We start from the raw sequence: 20,826 nt of genomic DNA on the forward strand, positions 1-20,826 counted from the left end.
GGGCATCGGGGCGCCGTTTCGCAGATGGCCCCTGCCGTGCGGGCAAGGCGGAAGGGCGTCGCTGCCGGGACGTGGCGGCTGTCCGCAAGGGGGCCGGGCAAGCGGATCGGACGTGCACCTTCTCGGCGCAGGCGGTTGGGAGCGTCAGGCGGGCGCCGGGGTGCGGGCGGTGGCGCGGAGCTTGTGATGCCAGCGCCACAGCGTGAGCAGCGGCCACAGCGCTTCTGGGCCGGCGGACGCCGCGTCGGTGGGGATGGTGAACAGGCTGCTGACCAGCGGGTCGTTGTGGAGTTCGGCGCGATGTTCGGTGACCAGCGCGGCTAGTGCTGCCTGGACGGTGCGCATGTCCGGGAAGGGGAAGACGGCCTTGGGCCGGCGGAGGAGGGCGGGGGGAAGGTGGCGGCGCATGGCTGCGGCGAGGTGCAGCTTGCCGCGGCGTGCGGGCGCGTCGATGTGGGTGGCGAAGGGCTGGGTGAAGGCCCACTCGACGAGCGGATGGTCCAGGAACGGGAAGCGTGCTTCGACGCTGGCGCGCATGCCGAGGAAGTCTTCGAACTGCACGACGCGGGTGAGCTGGGTGGTGAACAGCAGGCGATGGGCGCGTTCGACCGGGTCGCCGGGCAGCGAGGCGTGCAGGTCTAGGACTTCCTGGTGGGCACGGTCACGAAGCGCGAGTGCGTGGTGGGACAGACCGGGGATCTGGCGGGAGGCAGCAAACGTGCGTGCCGTGTCGTACGCGGGGTGCCGGACGTCGACGAGGTGACGGATCGTTGAGGGGCGGCCGACGTAGCCGCCCATGATCTCGTCGGCGCCCTGGCCGTTGAGGACGACGCGCAGCCCGAGGTCGTGGACTGTCCGGTAGTTGCGCCAGATCGCCAGGTGCCGGGGGTCGTCGCCGATCGCGGCCAGATCGCAGATCGCGTCCAGGTCCTCCAGGGTGGGCGTGATCGGCTGGGCGACGACGTGGTGGAGGATCCGGCCGTTGAAGCGGTCGGCGAGCAGACGGCTGTGCCGCAGGTCGTCGACGGCTTCCGGTGACGGGGGTGTGGTGTAGGTGGTGGTGATGCAGGGCAGGGGGGCGTGCTGGGCCGCCAGGGCGGTGATGGCGGAGGAGTCCAGGCCGCCGCTGAGGAACGCGGCCACCGTCACGTCGCCCATCAGCATCCCGCTCACGCTCTCCTCCAGGAGCCGGCCGAACTCATCTGCTCGGGTCGCTCGGTTGGTCCTGGGGCACCCGGCTGTGGGGGAGTGGTGCTGGTGGGGGAGGGTCCAGTAGGTGCGGGTGTGCGGCCGCGCGCCCGGTCGCAGGGTCATCACGGTGGCGGGCGGCAGCGCCAGGACTCGGTCGATGGGCGTGCGTGCGGGGTCGGCGGGCAGGGTGGTGGAACACAGCAACTGCCGGGTGAGGGCGTCTAGGTCGGGACGGCGCGGAACGTGTCCGCTGGCCAGGAGGGCTTCGATCTCCGAGGCGAAGATCACGAACCCGTGACCGTGGTGGTAGTACAGCGGCTTGATGCCGATGCGGTCGCGCACCAGTGTCAACTGGCGGGTGCGGGCGTCGAAGACGGCGAAGGCGTACATGCCGCGGAGCTTGTCGAGGGCGCCGGCACCCCAGTGTTGCCAGGCCCGCAACACCACCTCGGTGTCGGTGTGGGAGGTGAAGTTGTAGTGGGCGGCGAGTTCCGTGCGCAGCGCGGGGGCGTTGTAGGCCTCGCCGTTGTAGACGATGGTCAGGTGGTCGCGGGTCATCGGCTGCGCGCCCGCCTCGCCGAGGCCGGTGACGGCCAGCCGCCGGTGACCGAGGATCACGCCGTCGCCTTCCCACAGTCCCTCTCCGTGCGGGCCGCGGTGCGCGAGGGCCTGGGTCATTCGCTGCACCGCCGCCGACCATGTCCGGGCCCTGGCTGGTGGGGGCGCGGTGAGGTGGAAGACGCCGGCGATGCCGCAGCCGGAGAACCTCACCGGTCCGCTCATGACGGCCTCCGAACGCTGTCGCGGTACACGGCGGCCAGGTGGGGCAGGGCGTCGTCGCGGAGCATGGTGTGGTGGTCGCCGGGCACGACGCTGCGCGCGACGGTGCGGCCGTGATCCAGCCATCCGTCGAGGTGGTGTCCGGCCGTCGCGTTGGGCTGGACCAGGTGCAGGTGCGCCACGGTGCCGTGCGGCTGCCAGGTGGCCAGGGCGCGGTGGTGGCGCAGCAGGACGGGAAGGCGCTGCATGGCGAAGGTGTCGGCGGGCTCCGCCAGAGCGAGACGGTCGGCGAGGATGGCGTACTGCGTCTCCGGATGGGCGTCGGTGGCAGCGGCGATGACCGCCTGGATCTGCTCGATGCTGCGGTCGGGCAGCAGCGCGGCGACGTGCCCGGCCAGCACCCCCACCCTTCCTGCGGTGCTGGGACGGGGCGGGGGCGGGTCGAGCAGCACGAGCTTGTCGACGCGTTCGCCGACGTCCTCCAGAGCGCGGGCCATGGCGAAGGCGACCGCGGCGCCGAAGGAGTAGCCGGTGAGCGTGTACGGGCCGGTCGGCTGCACCCGCCTCAGGCGCTCCACGTACTGGGCGGCCAGGGCGTCGATGGTGGTGGCCGCGTCGGGGCCGGTGACCGCAGGCAGGCCGTAGCAGTCCCACCCGGCCGTGTTCAGGGTTTCGGCCAGCGGCCGGTAGCAGTCCACCCGGCCGTCGACGGGGTGCACCAGGAAGTGCGGCCGAGCCCCTGCACCGTCCAGTGGGGGAGCGAGCGGCACCAGGCGCGCGGCTTCCTCCAGCGCGCCCAGCATCCTGGCGGCGGCTTGCTCGGCCGTGCCGGGCGGAAGCAGATGCGGGTCGACGGAGAAGCGCACGCCTAGCACGCCGTCGGTGATGTGGGCGGTGACGTGCACGGCGGTGGGCAGGACGTTGCCCGCGCCGATCCCCTCACCCGCCGCCATGGGAACTCTGTTGGACGTACCGCCGGGGTGCGTGTGGCCGAGGTAGTTGAAGGTGACCTCCGGCATGGCGGTCTTGGCCAGCAGTGTCCCGAGCGGTGAGGCAGGTGCGAGGTAGCGGGCTGCGGCGAACCCGGTGCCTTGGCGCGGCACCGTCTCCAACTGCCGGGTGAACGCCCGCGCGGTGTCCACCAGTCCCCGGTGCCGGCGGCCAGGGACAAGATGCACGGGGTAGATGCTGGTCAGCCAGCCCACGATCTGGTCCGCGGCCGCAACATCGTGCCGGCCGTGGCTTTCGACGAACACGTACAGGCCGTCTCCGCGGGAGAGCGGGGCCAGGGCGTAGTGCAGGGCGGCCAGCAGCAGCCCCGGTACGGAGGCGTCCTCACGCTGGGCGGTCTCGAGGAGATAGGCGGTGGCGTGGTCGGACAGGCCGCCGGTGTAGTGGTCGAGCTTGCCGTACGGGACCCGCTCGCCCCCGCCATTACACAGGCGCGGCGTACGGGAGCCCGCCAGGTCCTCCCAGTAGGCGGCCTCCTCGGCCTGGGGCGGGCGGGCGACGAGGTCGTCGCTGATGCCCGGCGCGACGGGCAAAGCTCCGCTGCCGCGGCGGCAGGCGGTACTGAGGTCGCGGGCCAGGACCTCCCAGGAGACCGCGTCCGTGATCAGGTGGTGGGCGACCAGGTGCAGCCAGCGGCGCCCGTGCACGGGGTCGGTGAACAGCACGGCCCGCCACAGCGGCCCGCGCACGAGGTCGAAGCCTCGGTGGGAGCGGTCGAGAATCTCCGCGTCGGGATCGGAGTCGCCCGGCTGCACCAGGTGCTCCTCCAGTACGGCCGGACCCGTCGACTCCAGCAGGACGGCGCTCCAGGTGCCGTCCGGGCGGCGGGCGAACCGGGTCCGGAAGGCGTCGTGGCGGCCCAGCACCGCATCCAGCACGTCCCGCACGTCTTCTGGCCGAGTGGGCGCGTCATCGGGGAGGGGGAACAGGCGGGCTTGGTTGAAGTGGTCCGGCTCGGCGAAGGACTGCGCGAAGAACCAGGCCTGTGCCCCGGTCAGCGGCAGGACAGTCCCGCCCGGGCGGCGCTCCAGTCCCCCGTCTTCGGCGGGGGCGGCCTCAAGGCGGGCGGCCAGCGCCCGGGGCGTGGCGGCCTGCAGCAGATCGGCCACCGTCACCGGAAGGCCGTTCTCGCGCAGGCAGCCGGTGGCCTGGATGGCCATGAGCGAGTCCCCGCCGAGCGCGAACCACTCCTCATCCAGCCCCAGTTTCTCGCGGCCGAGGATCCGGCTCCACACCGCGAGCACCGTGCGCTGCACCCGGCTGAGCCCGTCGCCCTCCGCGCCATCCGTCTCCCCGCCCTTCAGCCCCGGGGGTTGGGGGGCGGGCAGGGCGGCGCGGTCGACCTTGCCGGCCGCCGTCAGCGGCAGCGCCTCCAGGGCCACGACGTCGGCCGGCACCATGGCCGTGGGCAGCCGCTCGGCCGCCCAGGCCCGCACCTCGGCCGCGAATCCGGGCGGGGCGGCCGGGGCGGCGAGATAGGCGATCAGCTGGCCGGCCGGATCCGCCGTGTGATCGGCGATGACACAGGCATCGGTGGCGGCAGGGTGTGAGGCCAGGCAGCGCTGGACCTCGCCGAGCTCGATCCGGAACCCGCGGATCTTCACCTGGTCGTCCACGCGGCCCACGAGGTCGAACTGCCCGCTGGGCAGCAGCCGTCCGACATCGCCCGTCCGGTACAGACGCACCCCGGCCAGCGGCCCGGCGTGCGGGGTGACGAACCGCTCGGCGGTGAGCTCGGGCTGGTTCAGGTATCCGGCGGCCACTGCGGGCCCGGCCACGCACAGTTCCCCGCGTGCACCGATCGGCACCGGCCGCAGGTTCGGGTCGAGGACGTACAGCTGGTAGCCCGCCAGTGGCCGGCCGACCGTCACCCGCCCGCTGTCGGTGGGCTGTTGGGGGGAGTGGAGGCGGGCGGCCGCGCACCACACGGTTGCCTCGGTGGGCCCGTACTCGTTGTCCAGGACCACGCCCGGCAGCTGGGCGGCGTGGGCTTCGACGAGTTCGCGAGTGCAGCGCTCCCCGCCGATCGCGACGGTGGCGAGCGCTGGCGCCCAGCCGTCCGGCAGAGCGGCCAGGAAGTGCCGGTAGAAGGAGGCCACGAAGTTGACGCGGGTGATGCCGTGGGTGTCGATCAGGCGGCGGACGGCGGCGGGGTCCCGGACATCGTCCCGTGTGTCGGGGAAGGCCAGGGTGCCGCCCGTCCACAGGGTCCAGAAGATCATCGAGGCGGCGACGTCGAACTGCAGCGGCAGCGTCACCAGCGTGCGCGCCGGCTCGGCGCCGGTGAAGGCGGTGCGCGCGGTGAGCGCGGTGACGGCGCCCGCGTGCGTGGCGACGACGGCCTTCGGGCGGCCGGTCGAGCCGGACGTGTACACCAGGTAGGCGGTGTCGCTGGACTGCACGTCGGGACGGCGCAGCGGGGCAGGCGCGGGCGGGGCAGGCTCCTGTCCGGCCACCACCAGGGGGCGTCCGGGGGCGAGGTCGCGGACGCGTGGGGCGGTGCGGGACGTGCAGATGACGGCCGCCGGTTGGGCGTCGGCGAGGATCGCGGCGGCCCGCTCCGCCGGCTCGGCGGGATCCAGGCAGACGTAGGCGGCGCCGCGCCGCAGAACGGCCAGGAGCGCGGCGACGTGCTCCGGGCCGGGCCCGCAGGCCACCGCGACGCGGCCGCCGGGGCCCGCCCCCAGGGCGTCGAGCTGGGCTTCGAGCGTGGTAGCGGCGTGGTCGAGGTCGGCGTAGGTCAGCGTGCGGCCGCCCTGCACCACGGCCGCCGCCTGCGGACACTGCTCGATGCGCGCGCCGACCCCTTCGTGCAGTGTCGCCGGGCACGAGGCGGTGGCGGGGCCGGCGGCCAGGTCGAGAATGCGGGCCGTCTGCGTGGGATCGAGCGCCTCCAGCGCGGTGGCGGGCTGTTGCCACGCCTGCGGGTCGGTGAGGGTGTGCAGGATGCGGACGAAGCAGTCCAGCAGGTGCTGGGCGGTCTGCGGGGTGAACAGGTCCCGGTTGTACTCCCACAGCACCTCCACACCGTCATGCCCGGACGTGGAGCCGGGGGCGGGAGGGCGGGGGACGCAGACGACGTTGATGTCGTTCTTCGCCGACCCGTTGTGGTCGATGTGCAGCCGACCGCGCATCCCGGCCGCGTCGAAGACGGGGCGGGGACTGTCGTGGAAGGCGAACATGACCTGGAATAGCGGGTTTCGGGCCGGGTCCCGGCGGACGCCGAGGTCCTTGATGATCTCGGTCAGTGGGAACTCTTGGTGGTCCTGCGCGCCGAGCAGGACGTCCATCGCGTGGGCGGCCGCTGCCGCGATGGTGTCGCCCTCACGGATCTGCAGCCGCAGCGGAAGGGCGTTGACGAACATGCCCAGCAGATGTTCGGTGTGCTGCTCGCGCCGGTTGGCCAGCGCCGAGCCGATCACCAGGTCGCTGTCGCCGGTGTGGGAGCGCACCAGCAGTGTGAACGCGGTCAGGAACGCCGCGAACCGGGTCGCGCCGTACGGGGCGGCGAGCGCGTCGATGGCGTCGACCGTCGCGGCCGGGACGTCGGCGCGCACGCAGGCGCCGTTGAAGGTCTGCCGGGCCGGACGCGGGAAGTCCTCCGCGAACGTCACCCCCTGTTCCGGGGCGCCCTGGAGGGTGCGCTGCCAGTACGCGCGCTGGCGTGCGTAGTCCCCGGTCGAAGTCCAGGCGTGCTGCCAGGCAGCGAAGTCGCGGTACTGCACCGGAAGATCGGGCAGCTGCGGTGGCCGGCCTGCGGCGAAGGCGGCGTAGGCATCACGGATCTCGCCCAGCAGCCGCACCGCCGACCAGCCGTCGTGCACGAAGTGGTGCTCGGCCTGGAACAGCGTCCACCGCTCGGCGCCGAGGCGGTACAACGTCCAGCGCACCAAAGGCAGCCGGCCGACGTCGAAGATCTGCTGACTGTCGTCGGTGACGTACCGCGCGAGGGCCTCTTCACGGTCCTGCTCGGGCAGGGCGGTGAGGTCGACCGTCTCCAGGCGCACCCGCCACGGCGCGTGGACGCTCTGCACCGGGCCCGTTGGGCGGTCGTGGAAGGTGGTGCGCAGGATCTCGTGCCTTTCCACGATCAGTGACAGCGCCGCCTCGAGCGCCCCGGTGTCCAGCGGGCCGTGAAGGTGCAGGGAGCACTGGGTGTTGTAGGCGAGGGAGTCGGGGGCGAGCTGGCCCAGAAACCAGATCTGCCGCTGTTGGGCGCTCAGCGGTGTCCCGTCAGGGTCGTGGGACGCGGCCACCACGAGCGGGGGCCTGCCGGTGGGCTGGGCGGTGCGCACCTGGTGGGCGATCTGCCGGATCGTGGGGTGGGCGAACAGGGCGCTGACGGGCACGTCGACGCCGAACTCGGCGGTGATGCGGGCGGCGAGCCGGATCAGGACCAGGGAGCTGGCCCCCAGCTGCCGCAGGTCGCACGTCACCCCGGGAGCCTGTCCGCCGAGGAGCTCGGCCGCTGCCGCTGCCAGCGCGCGCTCGATCTCGTCCGCCGGACCGTCACCGTCGCGCCCGCTCCCGGTGCCGGCCGGGGCGGACGGGGCAGGCAGAGCACGTTCGTCGATCTTCCCGGCGGCCGTGCGCGGCAGTTCCTCCAGCACCACCCACGCCCTGGGCACCATCGCCGACGGCAGCCGCTCGGCGGCGAAGGCGCCCACCACCGCGGTGTCGGGCGGCGGGCCGTCCGCCCGCGGGGTGAGATAGGCGGCCAGGACCGAGCCCGCCACCGGGTCGCGGCGGGCGGTCACGTGGGCGAGGCCCACGTGAGGGTGGGCCATGAGGACGGACTCGACGTGGGCCGGTTCGACCCGCTGCCCCTGGACTTTGAGCTGCCGGTCGACGCGACCGGCGAAGACGAACCCGACGCCGTCTTCGGTGAGTTCGACCAGGTCGCCGGTGCGGTAGGCGCGTGCGCCGTCGTCCAGGGTGACGAACCGCTCGGTGGTGAGCTCGGGCTGTGCGAGGTAGCCGATCGCCAGCTGCGCGCCGGTGATGTACAGCTCCCCGCGTTGGCCGGGCTCGCCGACCGGTTGGGCGTCGGCGTCCAGGAGCCGGTAACCCGTCCCGGCGACCGGGCGGCCGATCGTCATCGGCGCGCGCCGGCCGGCGCCGTCCCACACACAGGCGCCGCTGCTCCACACCGCAGTCTCGGTGGGCCCGTACTCGTTGTACAGCTCCACTTCCGGCAGGAGCGCGGCGTGCCGGTCGATCACGCTCTCGCCCCACCGCTCGCTGCCGATCATCACCCGCCGCAGCCCCGCCGGTCGGCCTCCAAGGGTCTGGAGGCAGTCGAGGAGGACGGGGTAGAGGGAGGAGAGGTAGACCAGGTCGGTGATCTCCTCGTCGTGGAGCAGCCGGGCGGTGGCGGGCACATCCCGCAGCCCGGCCGGGGCGATGACCAGGGTGGCGCCCGACAGCAGCGCCCAGAACAGGGTCCCGGTGTACACGTCGACGGCCGGGGAGTGCAGCAGCGGCACCCTGCCCGGGGTGCCGTAGGCGTCGATGCGGGCCGCGGTGGAGTGCAGCAGGGCCGTGTGCGGCAGCAGCACGCCCTTGGGCCGGCCGGTGGAGCCGGAGGTGAACACCGCGTACGCCGGATCCGCGGCGCGCGCCGCCGCACCGTGCTGGGGGGCGCTGCGGTCGCGGCCGCAGGCGGCCAAATCGTCGATGTCCAGCACGGCGGCGGGTACGCAATCGCTCTGTCGGCTGCTGGCGATCAGGGCGTGGGGGCGGGCGTCGGTGAGCACGTCGGCCAGGTAGCCGTCGGGGGCGGCCGGGTCCAGCGGAAGGTAGGGGCAGCCGACGGCGAGCGTGGCCAGGACGGCGGCGACGGCGTCCGTGCCCGGCTCCAGCGCCACCGCGACCAGCCTGTCGCGGGCGGGCGGAGCCGGCAGGGAGGACAGGCCGGCGGCGAGCTCCTCGACCCGGCGGGCGAGCTGCCGGTAGGTCACCGACGTCCCGCGGTCACGGACCGCCACCCGGTCCGGGTGAAGGCGGCAGACCTGTGCGAACGCGGCCGTCAGGTTCGGTGCCTGCCGCACGGTGGTCGCGCTGATGGTCACGGGGATGCCTCCGAGGCGGCGATGGATGCGTGGATGCGCTCGAGGTCGGCGGCGGGGAGCTGGCCGTCGAGGTGGTGCAGCAGGTGCTTGAGGTACTGGGCCCGCTGATCGGGTGGGGTGTCGGCGCGGTCCAGGAACAGCACGTCGTGGCGGGTCAACGCGCGCACGGCGAACATCGGCACCGGGCAGCGCATCACCTCAAGGTCCGGATTGCGCACGCTGGTCACGGTGCTCAGCGGATGGAACTCGCCGATCATCAGGCCGCGCGCCACGAAGTCCATCCGCAGCCGGGCATGCCCGTTGTCGATGAACTCCGTCGCCGCCTCGGGCGGCAGGCCGGGAAAGAACGCCAGTAACGCGCCGGCCCGGAAGGACTCCGAGTCGGGGAACAGCTCCTGGTAGAGACCAGCCAGAGCATGGCCTGTATCTACTGCCTCGCCCAAGGAGCCAGTGACAGTGCGGACGGCCACCAGATGGACGAGGTTGCGACGCAGCGCCGGAGCGAGGCGCGGGCAGACCGCGCCGGGCCGGCCGAGGCCGGGGTGCGGCTGGGTGACGAACTCGTCCAGCCACTCCATCGCCCGGCCGTACGCCGGGTAGCGGTCGTACAGGGACGGTGCGCCTTCGGTGTCGGTCAGTGATCCGGGCTCGAACGGGTAGCCCACAGGGTGCGGGCGCACGGCAACTCACCTCTCAGGACAGCGCAGACAGGCGTGGGTGGTGCCGGGCCGCCGCCATCAGCGGGGCGGCCCGGCAGGCCAGGGAGCGGGTTCTCCGGGACAGTGGCGCCGCCTCGGGACAGGGTCAGGCCGGGCAGGCGGCGAGCTCCCGGCCGGCGGTCTGCGTGGAGGTGAAGCCGTCCGGGCCGACCGGCCGGTCGCCCAGCAGCGTGACCCGGTGCATCACCCGGGGCTCACCGGTGTGGGCGAAGTCGCCCACACCCAGATGGGCGGTGGAGCGGTTGTCCCAGAACGCGACGCTCCCCGGCTCCCAACTGAAACGCACCGTGTACTCGGGCCGGGTGACCTCCTGGAACAGCAGCTCCAGCAGGTGCCGACTCTCCACCGGACTCAGCTCGACGATCCGGCGGACTCGGGCGGGGTTGACGAAGAGCGCCTTGCGCCCGGTTTCGGGATGCACCCGCACCACCGGGTGGACAGCCACCAGCGGCTCGCTGTTGACCCTCTCCAGGATCTGCCGGTCCGTCTCGTCGTACGGGCTCATGTCGTACGCGGCGAAGAAGGTGTGCTCCGCGTGCAGACCGTCCACGAAGTGCTGCAGGTCCTGCGGCAGTCCTTCGTAGGCGGCTTCCAGATTGGTCCACTGGGTGTCGCCGCCGTGCGAGGGCACCGTCTCGGCGCGCAGGACCGAACCCGCCGGCGGATTGACCGCGTGGGACATGTCCGTGTGCCAGGCGCCGATGCCGTGATGCAGCCGGGAGCGGTAGTGCTCCTCGTAGTCCAGCCCGTAGGCGTCGAGGTCGATCTGCGGGGAGATCGTCAGGATCTGCGGGAAGTCGTCGAGCGCCCCGCCGCTCTGCGGCCGGGCTCGCCCGGTCAGCTCCCCGAACCGCGCCGTGAACGCCACCTGCGTGGCGTGGTCGAGGCGCTCCTGTCCGCGGAAGAACAGGACCTTGTGCTCCAGCAGCGCCGCCCGGATCGCGGCGACGACCGGCTCCGGCATGGGAGCGGCCAGGTCCACGTCACTGACGAGGGCGCCGATGTGCCCGGCGACCCGGGCAACCGTGAGTGTTTCCGTGGTGGTGGTCATGCGCGGACTCCCTCGCGGACGGGCAGGGCGGCGAACGGCTTGCCTGCGATGGCACGGGACGGCTCGCCGTCCGGGCCGACCGGGATGTCGCCCAGCAGCGTGACCCGGAAGAGCGTGCGCTTCTCCCCGGGCGGCGCGTCGGCCGGGCCCAGGTGGGCGGTGGAGCGGTTGTCCCAGAACGCGACGTCGCCCGCGCTCCAACGCCAACGGACCGTGAACTCTGGCCGGGTGATCTGCTCGTAGAACAACGCCAGCAGCGCGCGGCTCTGCGCCGGGGTGAAGCCGCAGATCCGGTTGGTGGAGGCGGGGTTGATGAACAGCGCCCGGCGTCCGGTCTCCGGGTGCACCCGCACTACCGGGTGCTCGGACACCAGCGGGTGCTCCTGGGCCAGCTTCAGCACATCGGCGTCCAGCCGGTCGTGCAGCAGCATCTGGCAGCCGGCGAAGAACGCATGCTCCGCCCGCAGTCCGTCGGCCAGCGTGCGCACCGGCTCCGACAGGCGGGCGTAGGCGGCCTCCAGATCTGTCCACTGGGTGTCCCCGCCGAACGCCGTGACCGTCTCCGCCCGCAGGATGGACGCGGCCGGCGGGTTCACTGCCGGGGTCAGGTCGGTGTGCCAGCCCGCGGTGTAGTCCAGCCACCGCTGCCGGTAGTGCTCCTCGAAGTCCACTCCGTAGCGCGGGTCGACCGCCTCAGCGTCGATTTCGAGGATCTCCGGGAAACCGTCCGGAGCGGCGCCCGAGTGCGGGGCCGGGCGGCGGGTCAGCTCCCCGAACTGCCGGGCGAGCGCCACGTGCTCGGCGTGCCCGAACCGCTGGCCCGGGAAGAACACCACTTTGTACTTCAGGACCGCCGCCCAGATCTTGCGGCGGAGGGGCTCGTCCAGAGTCCGCGACAGGTCGACACCGGTGATCTTCGCACCGATGTGACCGGCCAGCGGCGTAATGGTCAGCGTGGACAGCGTGCCAGGAGGATGCACCTCGTGACCCTTTCGGAGATCGGGGCCCAGCCCATCACCTGTCCGTGCCGGACGGCGGCCAGGTGGCGCTGCAGCCCGGGAGGTTCGCTCGGGCCCCGGCAGCACATCGCACGCGGCTGTAGCGGATCCAGACTCGGAAGTGTCGCGGTTCGTCGCGGAATGCGCGCGACATCGCGTCGCGCACTGTCGCGAATCAACGCTTCGCATCCACAGGCAAGTTCGGTCTCGATACGGTGTGGGCCACCACCGTTGCGCCACTCGCACCGGAGAGGAATCCAGAGGTGACCCACCCTCGGCGGCGCCGAAAAAAGCCCCCCAACGCAGCCTTACAAGGCTGGATCAAACGGTCCGGAAGGAGCCTCGGCGAACTGGCCCTTGAGGTAAAGAGCGACCTGCTGATCATGGGCTATATCGACGTCACTCCGCCGCACCGCACGCGCATCGGCCACTGGGCCAGTGACGGCGAGATGCCCAGAGACCCCCGGATTTCGGAGGCCGTCGCCCATACCCTCACGCGCCTGTGCGGCCTCGCTCAGGCTCTGACCCCAGCGGATCTGGGTATGAACCCCAGCGCGGCGTCCGGTCGCGGCTCTGACCATCCCGCGTCGCCTGTCGCGACGCCCGGCGAAGCAGGTGATGATCCCACGAAGCGACGGACCGCCCTCGCACTGATCGGCGGCACGGCTCTGGCTCCGCTCATGACGCCGGGCGCCGCCAGCGCAGACACCGCCCGCGCCTACACCCACCATGCCACCCTCACCCAGCTCGACCCCACCGGCCTCGCGGAACTCGAAAACACCGTCGACCGCTTAGGCACCACCTACTCTTCCAAACCGCCGCGGGAGCTGTGGCCCACGGCCGCCCGCCAGCGGCACCACGTCTTCACCCTCCAGCACGAGCACCGGCACTCCCTGCGCGAAGCACGCGAACTGGCCCGCCACGCCGGCATGCTCTCGGTGATCCTCGCCTGGATCGCACACGACCTTGGCCAAGGCGACCTCGTCCAGGCCTACTGCGACGACGCCTGGACACAGAGCGAGCAGTCGGGCGTTCTTGAGGTCGGCGCCTGGGCCGAAGACGTTCGCAGCACCCATGCCCTGTACGACAACCGGCCCCTGGACGCCCTCGTGGCGGCAACCCGGGGCATGGCCGTCGCCCCCCGCAACGGCAACGCCGCCGTACGGCTATCCGCCCAAGTCGCCCGCGCCTACGCCCGGCTCGGCAAGGCAGATGACTTCGAGCAAGCCGCCGTCCGCGCCCACAACCACCAGCAGCGGCTGCCGCTCCACGGGGCAGGGCTGTTCGCCGTGGACGCAGTGCGGATCACCTCCTACGACGCCTCCAGTTACGTCTGGCTCGGCCACGCCGCCCGGGCGCGCGCCGCCGCCGAGGAGGCCATCGGCCACTACCGGGCCTTCCCGGGCCCCTTTCAGGCCCCGACGCGCCTGGCGATCGCCCAACTGGACCTGGCTCAGGCGCACTCGGCGCTCGGCGAGCCGGACGCCGCCATCGGAATGGCCCGCGAAGCCCTCGCCAGCGGCCGCCTAGTCGACTCCGTCCGGGGCCGCGCCCAGCAACTCGATCGCACCCTGCAGCGGCGCTACCCCCAGCATTCCGCCGTCGCCGAGTTCGGAGAGGAACTGCACGTCCTCCTCGCAGCGTGAACGAAAGGATCACCAACCGGACGTCACGTACGGGCGCACATCGACCGCGTGCATGCCCGCGGCCCGCGCCGCCGCCAGCCCCTCCTCCGCATCCTCGACCACGAGGCAACGCTGCGGCGCCACCTGAAGCCGCCGCGCCGCCTCCAAAAACAAGTCCGGCGCAGGCTTGCCCCGGTCTGCGTCCTCCCGGGTCACCACGGTGTCGAACAGATGAGCCAGCCCCGTGGCAGCTATGCCCGCCCGCACGACAACACCCCCGCCCCCGGACGCCACCGCGCAGGCCAGACCACGCGCACGTGCGCTCTCGACCCACCCGACGACCGTCTCGAATGCCCTCAGGGACGGCAACTCTTGAATGATCAGTTCGCCGCAGCGGTCAAGGACGTCGGCCAGCGGCACCGCGACACCCAGTTCCTCCAACAGGCCGTCCACCGAGGTCCCGAGCCGCTCGCGGTACCAGTCCTCGCGTAAGTCGACAGAATGCGTTTTGAGCGCTCCTGCCAAACTTCGGTAGTTCAGGGGCTGAGAATCGACCAAGGTGCCGTCCCAATCCATGATCAACGCCTCATACCCGTCTAGATCCAGATCCATGAACGAACCCTTCCCATAAGCACGCCGAGCGACCCACAAGCCCGGCCACGTTATGCCCAACTGGCAATGAGCGGCAGGCACCACAGATACGGGTTCAGACCCGCTGCGCGGGAGGAGCAGCTCCGCCAGGACGTGCAGGTATCTCCCCCACGCTGCCGCCCCGAGTGGTGCAAGCCGCGCTCGCGACGGTCCGCGAACTGGCTCATCACCAGCCGGACACCCTGATCCACGCGGACCTGAACCTGCGGAACATCCTCAAGGCCGACCGCGAACCCTGGCTCACGGTCGACCCGAAAGGGCTGGGGCCGGAGACACGGCCCACGACTGCAGCACGACTGACCGGTCGATCCGCCGCACCCCCAGCGTCTTCGCCGAGGCCGCCGAACTCGACCGCGCGGTTCGTGATCTTCGCCGACAAGATCTTTCGCTATCCGCGCAAGCAGGCAGAGGGACGTCAGCAGGCGCAGGATTACGCGCGCTCCATCGGCATCCCCGAATCACAGCTGGACTGGCAGGACTGAGGGTCGGCCCTCGCCTCCCCAGCCGTGAACCCCTCAATCAGCGCGCTGCTGGGCTTCGGCGATGTCCACGGTGGTTTCCCTTGAGGTGCGCTCCGGACTTCCCACGAGACGTCGGGTGACAGCGCAGAAAGACGGTCCCCTGTTCGCGAGGTGCCGGGGGTCAGCGCTCGGGCCTGGCCGGGCGGTGCATCAGCGCGGCCGTGGCCTGGTCGAGCGTGACTGTTCCGCTCAGCAGTGCGGTGATTGCGTCGGTGATCGGCATCTCGACGCCGTGGGCGTGGGCCAGGGCGAGGATCGCCGCTGCGCTTTTGACGCCTTCGGTGGTCTGCCGGGTGGCGGCGGTCGCTGCTGCGACGCTCAGTCCCTTGCCGAGGTTGGTACCGAAGGTGCGGTTGCGGGAGAGCGGTGAGGTGCAGGTGGCGACGAGGTCGCCGAGGCCGGCCAGTCCGGCGAGGGTGGCCGGGTGGGCGCCCATGGCCACGGCCAGCCGGGTGGTCTCGGCCAGGCCGCGCGTGATCAGCATCGCGGCGGCGTTGTCCCCCAGGTCCATGCCGGAGGCGATGCCGACCGCGAGTGCGATGACGTTCTTGACAGCACCGCCGAGTTCGCAGCCGATCACGTCGGTGCTGGTGTAGGGCCGGAAGTAGTTGGTGTGGCACGCCTGCTGCACGCGGAGTGCGGCAGCTTCGTCCGGGCAGGCGACGGTCGCCGCGGCGGGCTGTCCGGTCATGAGCTCCCGCGCGAGGTTCGGTCCCGACAGCACTGCCACCCGCTCCGCCGGGATGCCGGTTACCTCGGTGATGACCTCGCTCGCGCGCTGGCCGGTGTCGCGTTCGATGCCCTTCATCAGCGACACGATCAGGGTGTCGGCCCCGATGTACGGCGCCCAGGCCGCGAGGCCTTCCCGCAGGGCCTGCGCGGGGATGGACAGAACGAGCAGGTCCGCGCCGTCCAGCGCGGCAGCGGGGGAGGTCGTGGCTGTCACGGTGGTGGGCAGTTCGACATCAGGAAAGTAGCCGGGGTTGCGGTGTGTCACGTTGATCGCGTCGGCGACCTCGCTGCGCCTCGCGTGGAGGACCACGTCGGTGCCGGCGTCAGCCATGATCTTGGCGACGGCCGTGCCCCACGATCCGGCAGAGAACACCGCCGCGCGGACCGCGTCGTGCTGGCTCACTTCAAGGGGTCCTTCCGGTGGTCGCCATCCTGCCGCCGCGCTCGCCTTCGGGGCCACGGCGCATCGGGGGCCGGCGTGAGCGTGTGGGTCATCGGCGGATGGGGTCTGCGCTCAGCTCGTCGCGCACCTGGGAAGGCAGTACTCGGTGCGTGGCGAGCGTCTCCTGGACGACCGCGCGCAGGCTGTCGTTGTCGACGCCGGCTGGCGCGGCGCCGCGGATCTCGGTCCACGCACGGACGGTGCGCTGGGCGAGGGCGAGGAGCGTGGTGGGGGAGGACAGGTGGAGGTGGTCGCGGGCGACTTTCACTCCGTCGTCGTCGACCATGCTGCGGGGGGAGGCGATGACGGTGATGCTGCCGGGTGCGGGCTCGTCGAGGCCTTCGTCCGCGGCGAGGAGGTCGAGCTGGGTGTTCGCCTGGCGGATGTACTTCAGGCTGACGCCGCCCTCGGCCTTCTGCTCGCTCTTGGCCTCGATCGTGATCCAGGAGGACGGCCACACCCAGGCGGCGTCGGTGCGTCCCTGACCCTGCGGCTTGTACGAACGGGCGCCGAGGAGGTCGCCCAGGGCGACGAGGGCTTGCTCGTAGCCGGTGGCGTCGGGATCTCCCAGCGCGCGGATCATGTTGTTGACGAGCTCGTTGAACTTCGCGGTGCTCTTCAGGCGCGGCGTCGCCAGGGCGGCGATGACGCCGTCGACGCCCTCGGCGTCCAGGACGTCCAGGTCGCCGGCGGTGGCGCCGGGGCCTTCGATCTCGCGGAGCCAGGTGGTCCGGTTCGCGGCCTGGCGGGCGCGGCGCATCAGCTGTTCGGCGCGTTCGGCGGCGGCCGGCGCGTCGACGGCGAGCAAGGCCCAGGCGCTGCCGAGGTAGGCCCACAGGGCCTGGTAGGGGCGCAGTTCCTGGCCGGTGAGCTGGTTGAGGACCTCGACGGCTTCGCGGGAGGCGCGGTCGAAGTCCTGCTGCCACGCGGCCTGCCAGGCGGCGATCTCCCGGCGCACGCTGCCCGCCAGCTTCCCCGCGTACGGGGGGAGTTCCTTGGTCACCTCGTTGCGCAGCTCGGTGATGTACGGCTCGGCGTCCTCCTGCCAGATGTGGTCGCGGTCCAGGGCGCTTTGGGCGAGCGCGACCAGGTCGTCGGCGGGCACCTCGCTGTTCTCCCGGCCGAAGGCGATCTCCGCCTGCAGCTCGGGAGGCATCCCGGCGCGGACGTCCGTACGGGAGAGGAACCGCTGCAACTCGCGGCCGACGGCGATGACGAGCGCGAAATCACGCGGCCCGCGGGTGCAGCGCCCGGCGCCCTGCACGACCCGGGTCCGTACCCGCTCCAGGGCGACGTTGCTCGCGCCGAGCCGGGTGATGAGGAACCGGTCCTGGAGGTGGACGGCGTCGGGCAGGCCGAGCATCACGATGATGTTGCACGTCTCGTCGGGCAGGTCCATGCCGTCGTAGCGGCTCGCGGCCAGGAGCATGCCCCGCTCGGCGTCGATGAACGGGCGCAGTCCGGTCTTGCTCTCTCCGGGACGGAACCGCTCGGCCGCCGGCACCCCGAGCCTGCGGGCGATGGCCTGCGCCATCCGGTCGTCCGGAGTCAGCAGCACGCTCTTGCCCCGCAGCCCAACCAGCCGCCCGACAAGGCCGCCCTTCTGCCCGGCCGTGCCCTCCGACGCTTCCGTGACCGGCGCGTCCGGCGCCGCTTCCCCGGCCGTCGTGGCCGCCTCGGCGGGCCCGAAGACCGGGCCGTCGGTCTCGGCGAGGTCGGGGAAGACGAAGAAGCGCCGGCCGCTGCCGGTCCGCTCCCACCCCTCCGGCGCGCGGACCCGCGCGATCGGACTGCGGCCGAAAGCCCGCTCGAGCTCCCCGCCCTCGCCCAGGGTCGCGGACAGGTAGACCCGCTGCACGGGGCCGGTGAAGGCGTCGTGGTCGAACGTCGGCGGGATCATCGGCCGGATGTACCAGCCCTGGGAGCTGACGTAGAACAGACACGAGCGCAGCTGCTGCCGGACCATGCTGAACCGGTACTTCGCATCCCCACTCAAGGTGATCAGGACCTTGTCCAGGGCCTCGGTGCGCCTGGCCACCGTCGTCACCGGCAGCAGCCGCACTTCCGACTCCGCGGCCTGCCCATCCGTGAGCCGGGCCACCAGATGCCGGTCCAGGTCCTCCCCGAAGGCGTCGATCAGACCGTTGAACTGGTCTGTGCCGACCGGGATCTCCACCGCCCAGGCGTCGGCGACGTAGGTCTCCGCCGCGTGCGCGTCGTCGAACAGCAGACTCTGGGCGCCGGCGAAGACGGGGTTGGTGTTGAACACGTGGCTGTAGACCGTGATGGCCACGGCCTCGGCGCCCTCATAGCGGGCCAGGTCCCGGTCGTCGAAGTCGCGGGTGCGTCCGACGAACAGGGCAGCCGGAACGCCCTGGGCCTGCGCCGCCTCCCATACCTGGTGAGCGAGCTGCTTGGTCGGGCAGGCGTAGACCGACCGGTGCTTGAAGAACCGGCGCCGCCACTCGGCGATCAGCAGCCCGACCAACGTCTTGCCGGAGCCGGTCGGCAACTCCAGGGCGACATCGGCCTTGTCCCGGAACGCCGCCGAGGAGTAGTCGCGCAGGATGTCCGCCTGATGCGACCACAGCGCGCCGTGCCCGCCGGGCGTGCGCGGCAGCTCCCCGAACAACGCCTCCGGCGTGGAGGGCGCGGGAAGCTCCTTCGCACGGCGCCGGAACCGAGGCCGCTCCTGCTCGCTACTCACTCCACGACCTCCGAGCCCTCCGCCGCGGCCGAGCCCATCCCCTGCCGCCAGAGGACGGATCGTAGTACCTGGCCAGGCATCTCGGAGCCGACACAGTGCCACACGCCCTGAGTGCCGCTCCGGGTGCAGGGTGCGAACGTCTGCGCCACGTTCACGTCCTGACGCGCGCGAAGGCCTGCCCCGCCACGGCGGCCGCCGCCCCGGCCCCGCACCCGACGATGCCCGCTGTCCCGGGGGAGCGCCGGATGCCGTCCGAGAGATACCTCCGTACGATCGAGGCGCACTGGCAGGCTGTCCGCATCCCGGTAGATCCAGCAATCGCGGAGGCGGTGGAACGGCAGACCGCCGCGATGCGGGCGCTGAGCCGCCGGGCCTTCCCCGAGCCCGACATCGCCAGGGCCGATGTGTCGGCCCCGGCTGAGCAGGCCTGCCCACAGCGCCGCCCTGAACCCTCGCGGACTGCGTGCGCGGAGGCGCCACGCACACGGCGGCCTGCGGGACGCCCCCGTCAGGATGTCTGCGCCTCTGCGGGCGCGGGGCCCAGGGAGTCGAGGAGCTGGCCGAAGGTGATCTTCTCGTCGTCGTAGTCGAAGGTCATGGCGGCGGCGAGGGCCTCCCACCGGTCGCTGCTGCACCCGCAGTGGTCCAGCAGAATCTTCAGGGCGACTTCGGGTTCGTGGCGGGCGAGGACCTCGTCGGCGGGGATCTGGCGCAGGTGTTCCAGGGTGCGGTAGCGGGATTTGACGACGGCGCGGTAGACCTCGGAGCGGGAGAGGATCTCACCGGTGGCGGGGGAGTCGAGCCAGGACTGCAGGACAGCCGCTGGGTCGGGGTGCTTGCCGAGTTCGTCGTCGTGCACCAGCCGCACCACACCGTCGTCCTTGTCTTCGGGCACCGGGACGGCGGCCGCCGCAGCCAGGAACCAGTCGGGGCCGCCGGCCTTCTCGGAGATCCAAGCCAGTTCGGCGGGGTGCAGCCCGTTCAGGACGTCCGCGACGGCGGCGTGCTGGGTGTGCGGGTTGGCGGCGAGGACGGTCAGGGCCTGGACCCGGCGGTGCTCGGAGTGGCGTTCCAGGAGCCGGGCCGGGCGGTCGTGGTCCGGGGCGACGTTGTCCAGGACGCGGATCAGGGTCCGGCTCGGCTTGGGGGAGACGAGGGCCGGCGGATCCAGCCGGGCGAGCTGGGCGCAGGCCCCGGCGAGGTGGTCGGGGTTGGCGCTGAGGAGGGCCAGGTCCTCGGCGAGGCGCAGGACGCGGCCGTCGAACTCGTGGTCGCTCTCCTGCTTGTCGGACCAGGTGAGCAGCTGGCCGCGGGTGATGAGAGCGTCGGCGGCCGCGTGCAGCTGGTCGGCGGCGAGTTCGGCCAGGCGCGGGTTGTTGTGGACGCGGTTGGCGATGTGGTGCAGGGTCCGGCGGGCGGTCACCTGCGGGTTGGGCAGGTCGGCCAGTTCGGGCAGGCACAAGGCCGGAAGGCAGGCGAGCAGCAGTTCCTCGCTGAGCGCGGGCACCGGGTCGGCGGGCAGTTCCTCACCTTCGGGGTCGGCGGCGCGGAGCCGGGCGTCCTCGAGGGCCTGCGTCTCGGCCTGGTCCAGCAGCAGGTGCTGGACAGCCGCCCCGAGTACGGGGTGCGCGGTGAGCTGCGCCCACCGCCCGGGGCAGCGGGCCAGCATCGCCCAGCCGTCGCGGCCGCCCAGCTCCAGCGACCAGTCCTTCGAGTGCGCGGACACGGCCTCCCAGCCCTCTTCAGGCTCAGGGTGAAGCAGGTACGCGGCGAGCGGGGTGAGGCAGGCTTCCAGGACGGCGTCGAACAGCTCTGACGGCACGGGCGGGGCCGGCGGAGTGCTCTTGGTGCGGGTGTAGCGGTCGGGGTCCCAGTCCCGGACGACCTGCTCCACCTCATGCTGGGGAAGGCGGGGCAGGAGCGCGATGGCCGCCTCGACCTGGTCGGGGTGGCGTGCCAGTGCGGAGATGAGCCCGGCCCAGGCCCGGCGGTGCCGGAGGATGGCGGGCACGTCGGCGGCGGTCACGGTGCCGTCGGCCGCCAGGGCGGCCAGCGTCTTCTCGTCGGCGTGTACCAGGAGCTGGCCGCGCAGCCGCTTGGCAGAGGTCCGGGCCAGCAGCGCGGGCAGCGCTTCCTTGAGGGCTTCCTCCCGCCACCGGTCGCCCTGGACGTCGAAGCCGTCCGGCGTCATCGCCGGAGCGCACAAGGCCCCGATCACCGTCTTGAGCGCTTCCTTGGGGAGGTCCTCGCTCATCGCGAGATCCCGCCACAGCGGGTACGTACGGGCGTTGACCATCCTCGGATCCCCTCCACTCCTGACCCGGCGT

10 protein-coding genes and 2 pseudogenes are annotated in these 20,826 nt (G+C 72.2%); 3 read left to right on the plus strand and 9 right to left on the minus strand.

Annotated elements, in window-relative coordinates:
• Positions 1-144 precede the first annotated feature (144 nt).
• The 5 genes from asnB to ABZY20_RS25740 form a co-directional block, all read right to left on the minus strand.
• Positions 145-1,974, minus strand: a complete 1,830-nt coding sequence (asnB, locus tag ABZY20_RS25720; RefSeq protein WP_356444055.1) for an asparagine synthase (glutamine-hydrolyzing) — start codon at positions 1,972-1,974, stop codon at positions 145-147.
• A complete protein-coding gene (locus ABZY20_RS25725; protein ID WP_356444057.1) occupies positions 1,971-9,053 on the minus strand; it encodes an amino acid adenylation domain-containing protein in 7,083 nt (2,360 codons plus the stop codon). Before ABZY20_RS25725 ends, asnB begins: the two co-directional genes overlap by 4 nt.
• Positions 9,050-9,733: a DUF6875 domain-containing protein gene (locus tag ABZY20_RS25730; RefSeq protein WP_319594966.1), complete on the minus strand. Its 684-nt coding sequence runs from the start codon at positions 9,731-9,733 to the stop codon at positions 9,050-9,052. Before ABZY20_RS25730 ends, ABZY20_RS25725 begins: the two co-directional genes overlap by 4 nt.
• Positions 9,734-9,857: 124 nt before the next feature.
• Positions 9,858-10,823, minus strand: coding sequence for a TauD/TfdA family dioxygenase (locus tag ABZY20_RS25735; RefSeq protein ID WP_356444059.1), 966 nt, complete (start codon positions 10,821-10,823; stop codon positions 9,858-9,860).
• A complete protein-coding gene (locus ABZY20_RS25740; protein ID WP_356444061.1) occupies positions 10,820-11,803 on the minus strand; it encodes a TauD/TfdA family dioxygenase in 984 nt (327 codons plus the stop codon). Before ABZY20_RS25740 ends, ABZY20_RS25735 begins: the two co-directional genes overlap by 4 nt.
• Before the next feature lie 698 nt (positions 11,804-12,501).
• Between ABZY20_RS25740 and ABZY20_RS25745 the strand changes: the two genes are divergently transcribed.
• Entirely contained in the window at positions 12,502-13,467 is a 966-nt protein-coding gene (locus ABZY20_RS25745; protein ID WP_356444063.1) for an XRE family transcriptional regulator, read from the plus strand.
• 9 nt (positions 13,468-13,476) lie between these two features.
• Here ABZY20_RS25745 and ABZY20_RS25750 read toward each other — a convergent pair whose 3' ends face one another.
• On the minus strand, positions 13,477-14,058 hold the full coding sequence (locus ABZY20_RS25750) for an HAD family phosphatase (RefSeq protein WP_356444065.1): 582 nt from the start codon (positions 14,056-14,058) through the stop codon (positions 13,477-13,479).
• A 167-nt stretch (positions 14,059-14,225) separates the two neighbouring features.
• On the opposite strand from ABZY20_RS25750, the pseudogene ABZY20_RS25755 reads away from it, so the two are divergent.
• A pseudogene (locus ABZY20_RS25755) lies at positions 14,226-14,452 on the plus strand (aminoglycoside phosphotransferase family protein); the annotation flags it as partial.
• Positions 14,453-14,739: 287 nt separating this feature from the next.
• Here ABZY20_RS25755 and ABZY20_RS25760 read toward each other — a convergent pair.
• Positions 14,740-15,753 carry an NAD(P)H-dependent glycerol-3-phosphate dehydrogenase gene (locus ABZY20_RS25760; protein WP_356444067.1) on the minus strand — a complete coding sequence of 338 codons (1,014 nt, stop codon included), beginning with the start codon at positions 15,751-15,753 and terminating at the stop codon, positions 14,740-14,742.
• 88 nt (positions 15,754-15,841) lie between these two features.
• Positions 15,842-18,499 (minus strand): DEAD/DEAH box helicase, encoded by a 2,658-nt coding sequence (locus ABZY20_RS25765; RefSeq protein WP_356444068.1) that lies wholly within the window; start codon positions 18,497-18,499, stop codon positions 15,842-15,844.
• 305 nt (positions 18,500-18,804) lie between these two features.
• Between ABZY20_RS25765 and ABZY20_RS25770 the strand changes: the two are divergent.
• Positions 18,805-19,086 (plus strand): annotated as a pseudogene (locus ABZY20_RS25770) (hypothetical protein); the annotation flags it as partial.
• Here ABZY20_RS25770 and ABZY20_RS25775 read toward each other — a convergent pair.
• On the minus strand, positions 19,008-20,795 hold the full coding sequence (locus ABZY20_RS25775; protein ID WP_356444070.1) for a hypothetical protein: 1,788 nt from the start codon (positions 20,793-20,795) through the stop codon (positions 19,008-19,010). The pseudogene ABZY20_RS25770 and the gene ABZY20_RS25775 overlap by 79 nt on opposite strands.
• Positions 20,796-20,826 lie beyond the last annotated feature (31 nt).

The sequence above is a fragment of the Streptomyces sp. NPDC006624 genome (assembly GCF_040611555.1).
Classification (GTDB): Bacteria; Actinomycetota; Actinomycetes; order Streptomycetales; family Streptomycetaceae; genus Streptomyces.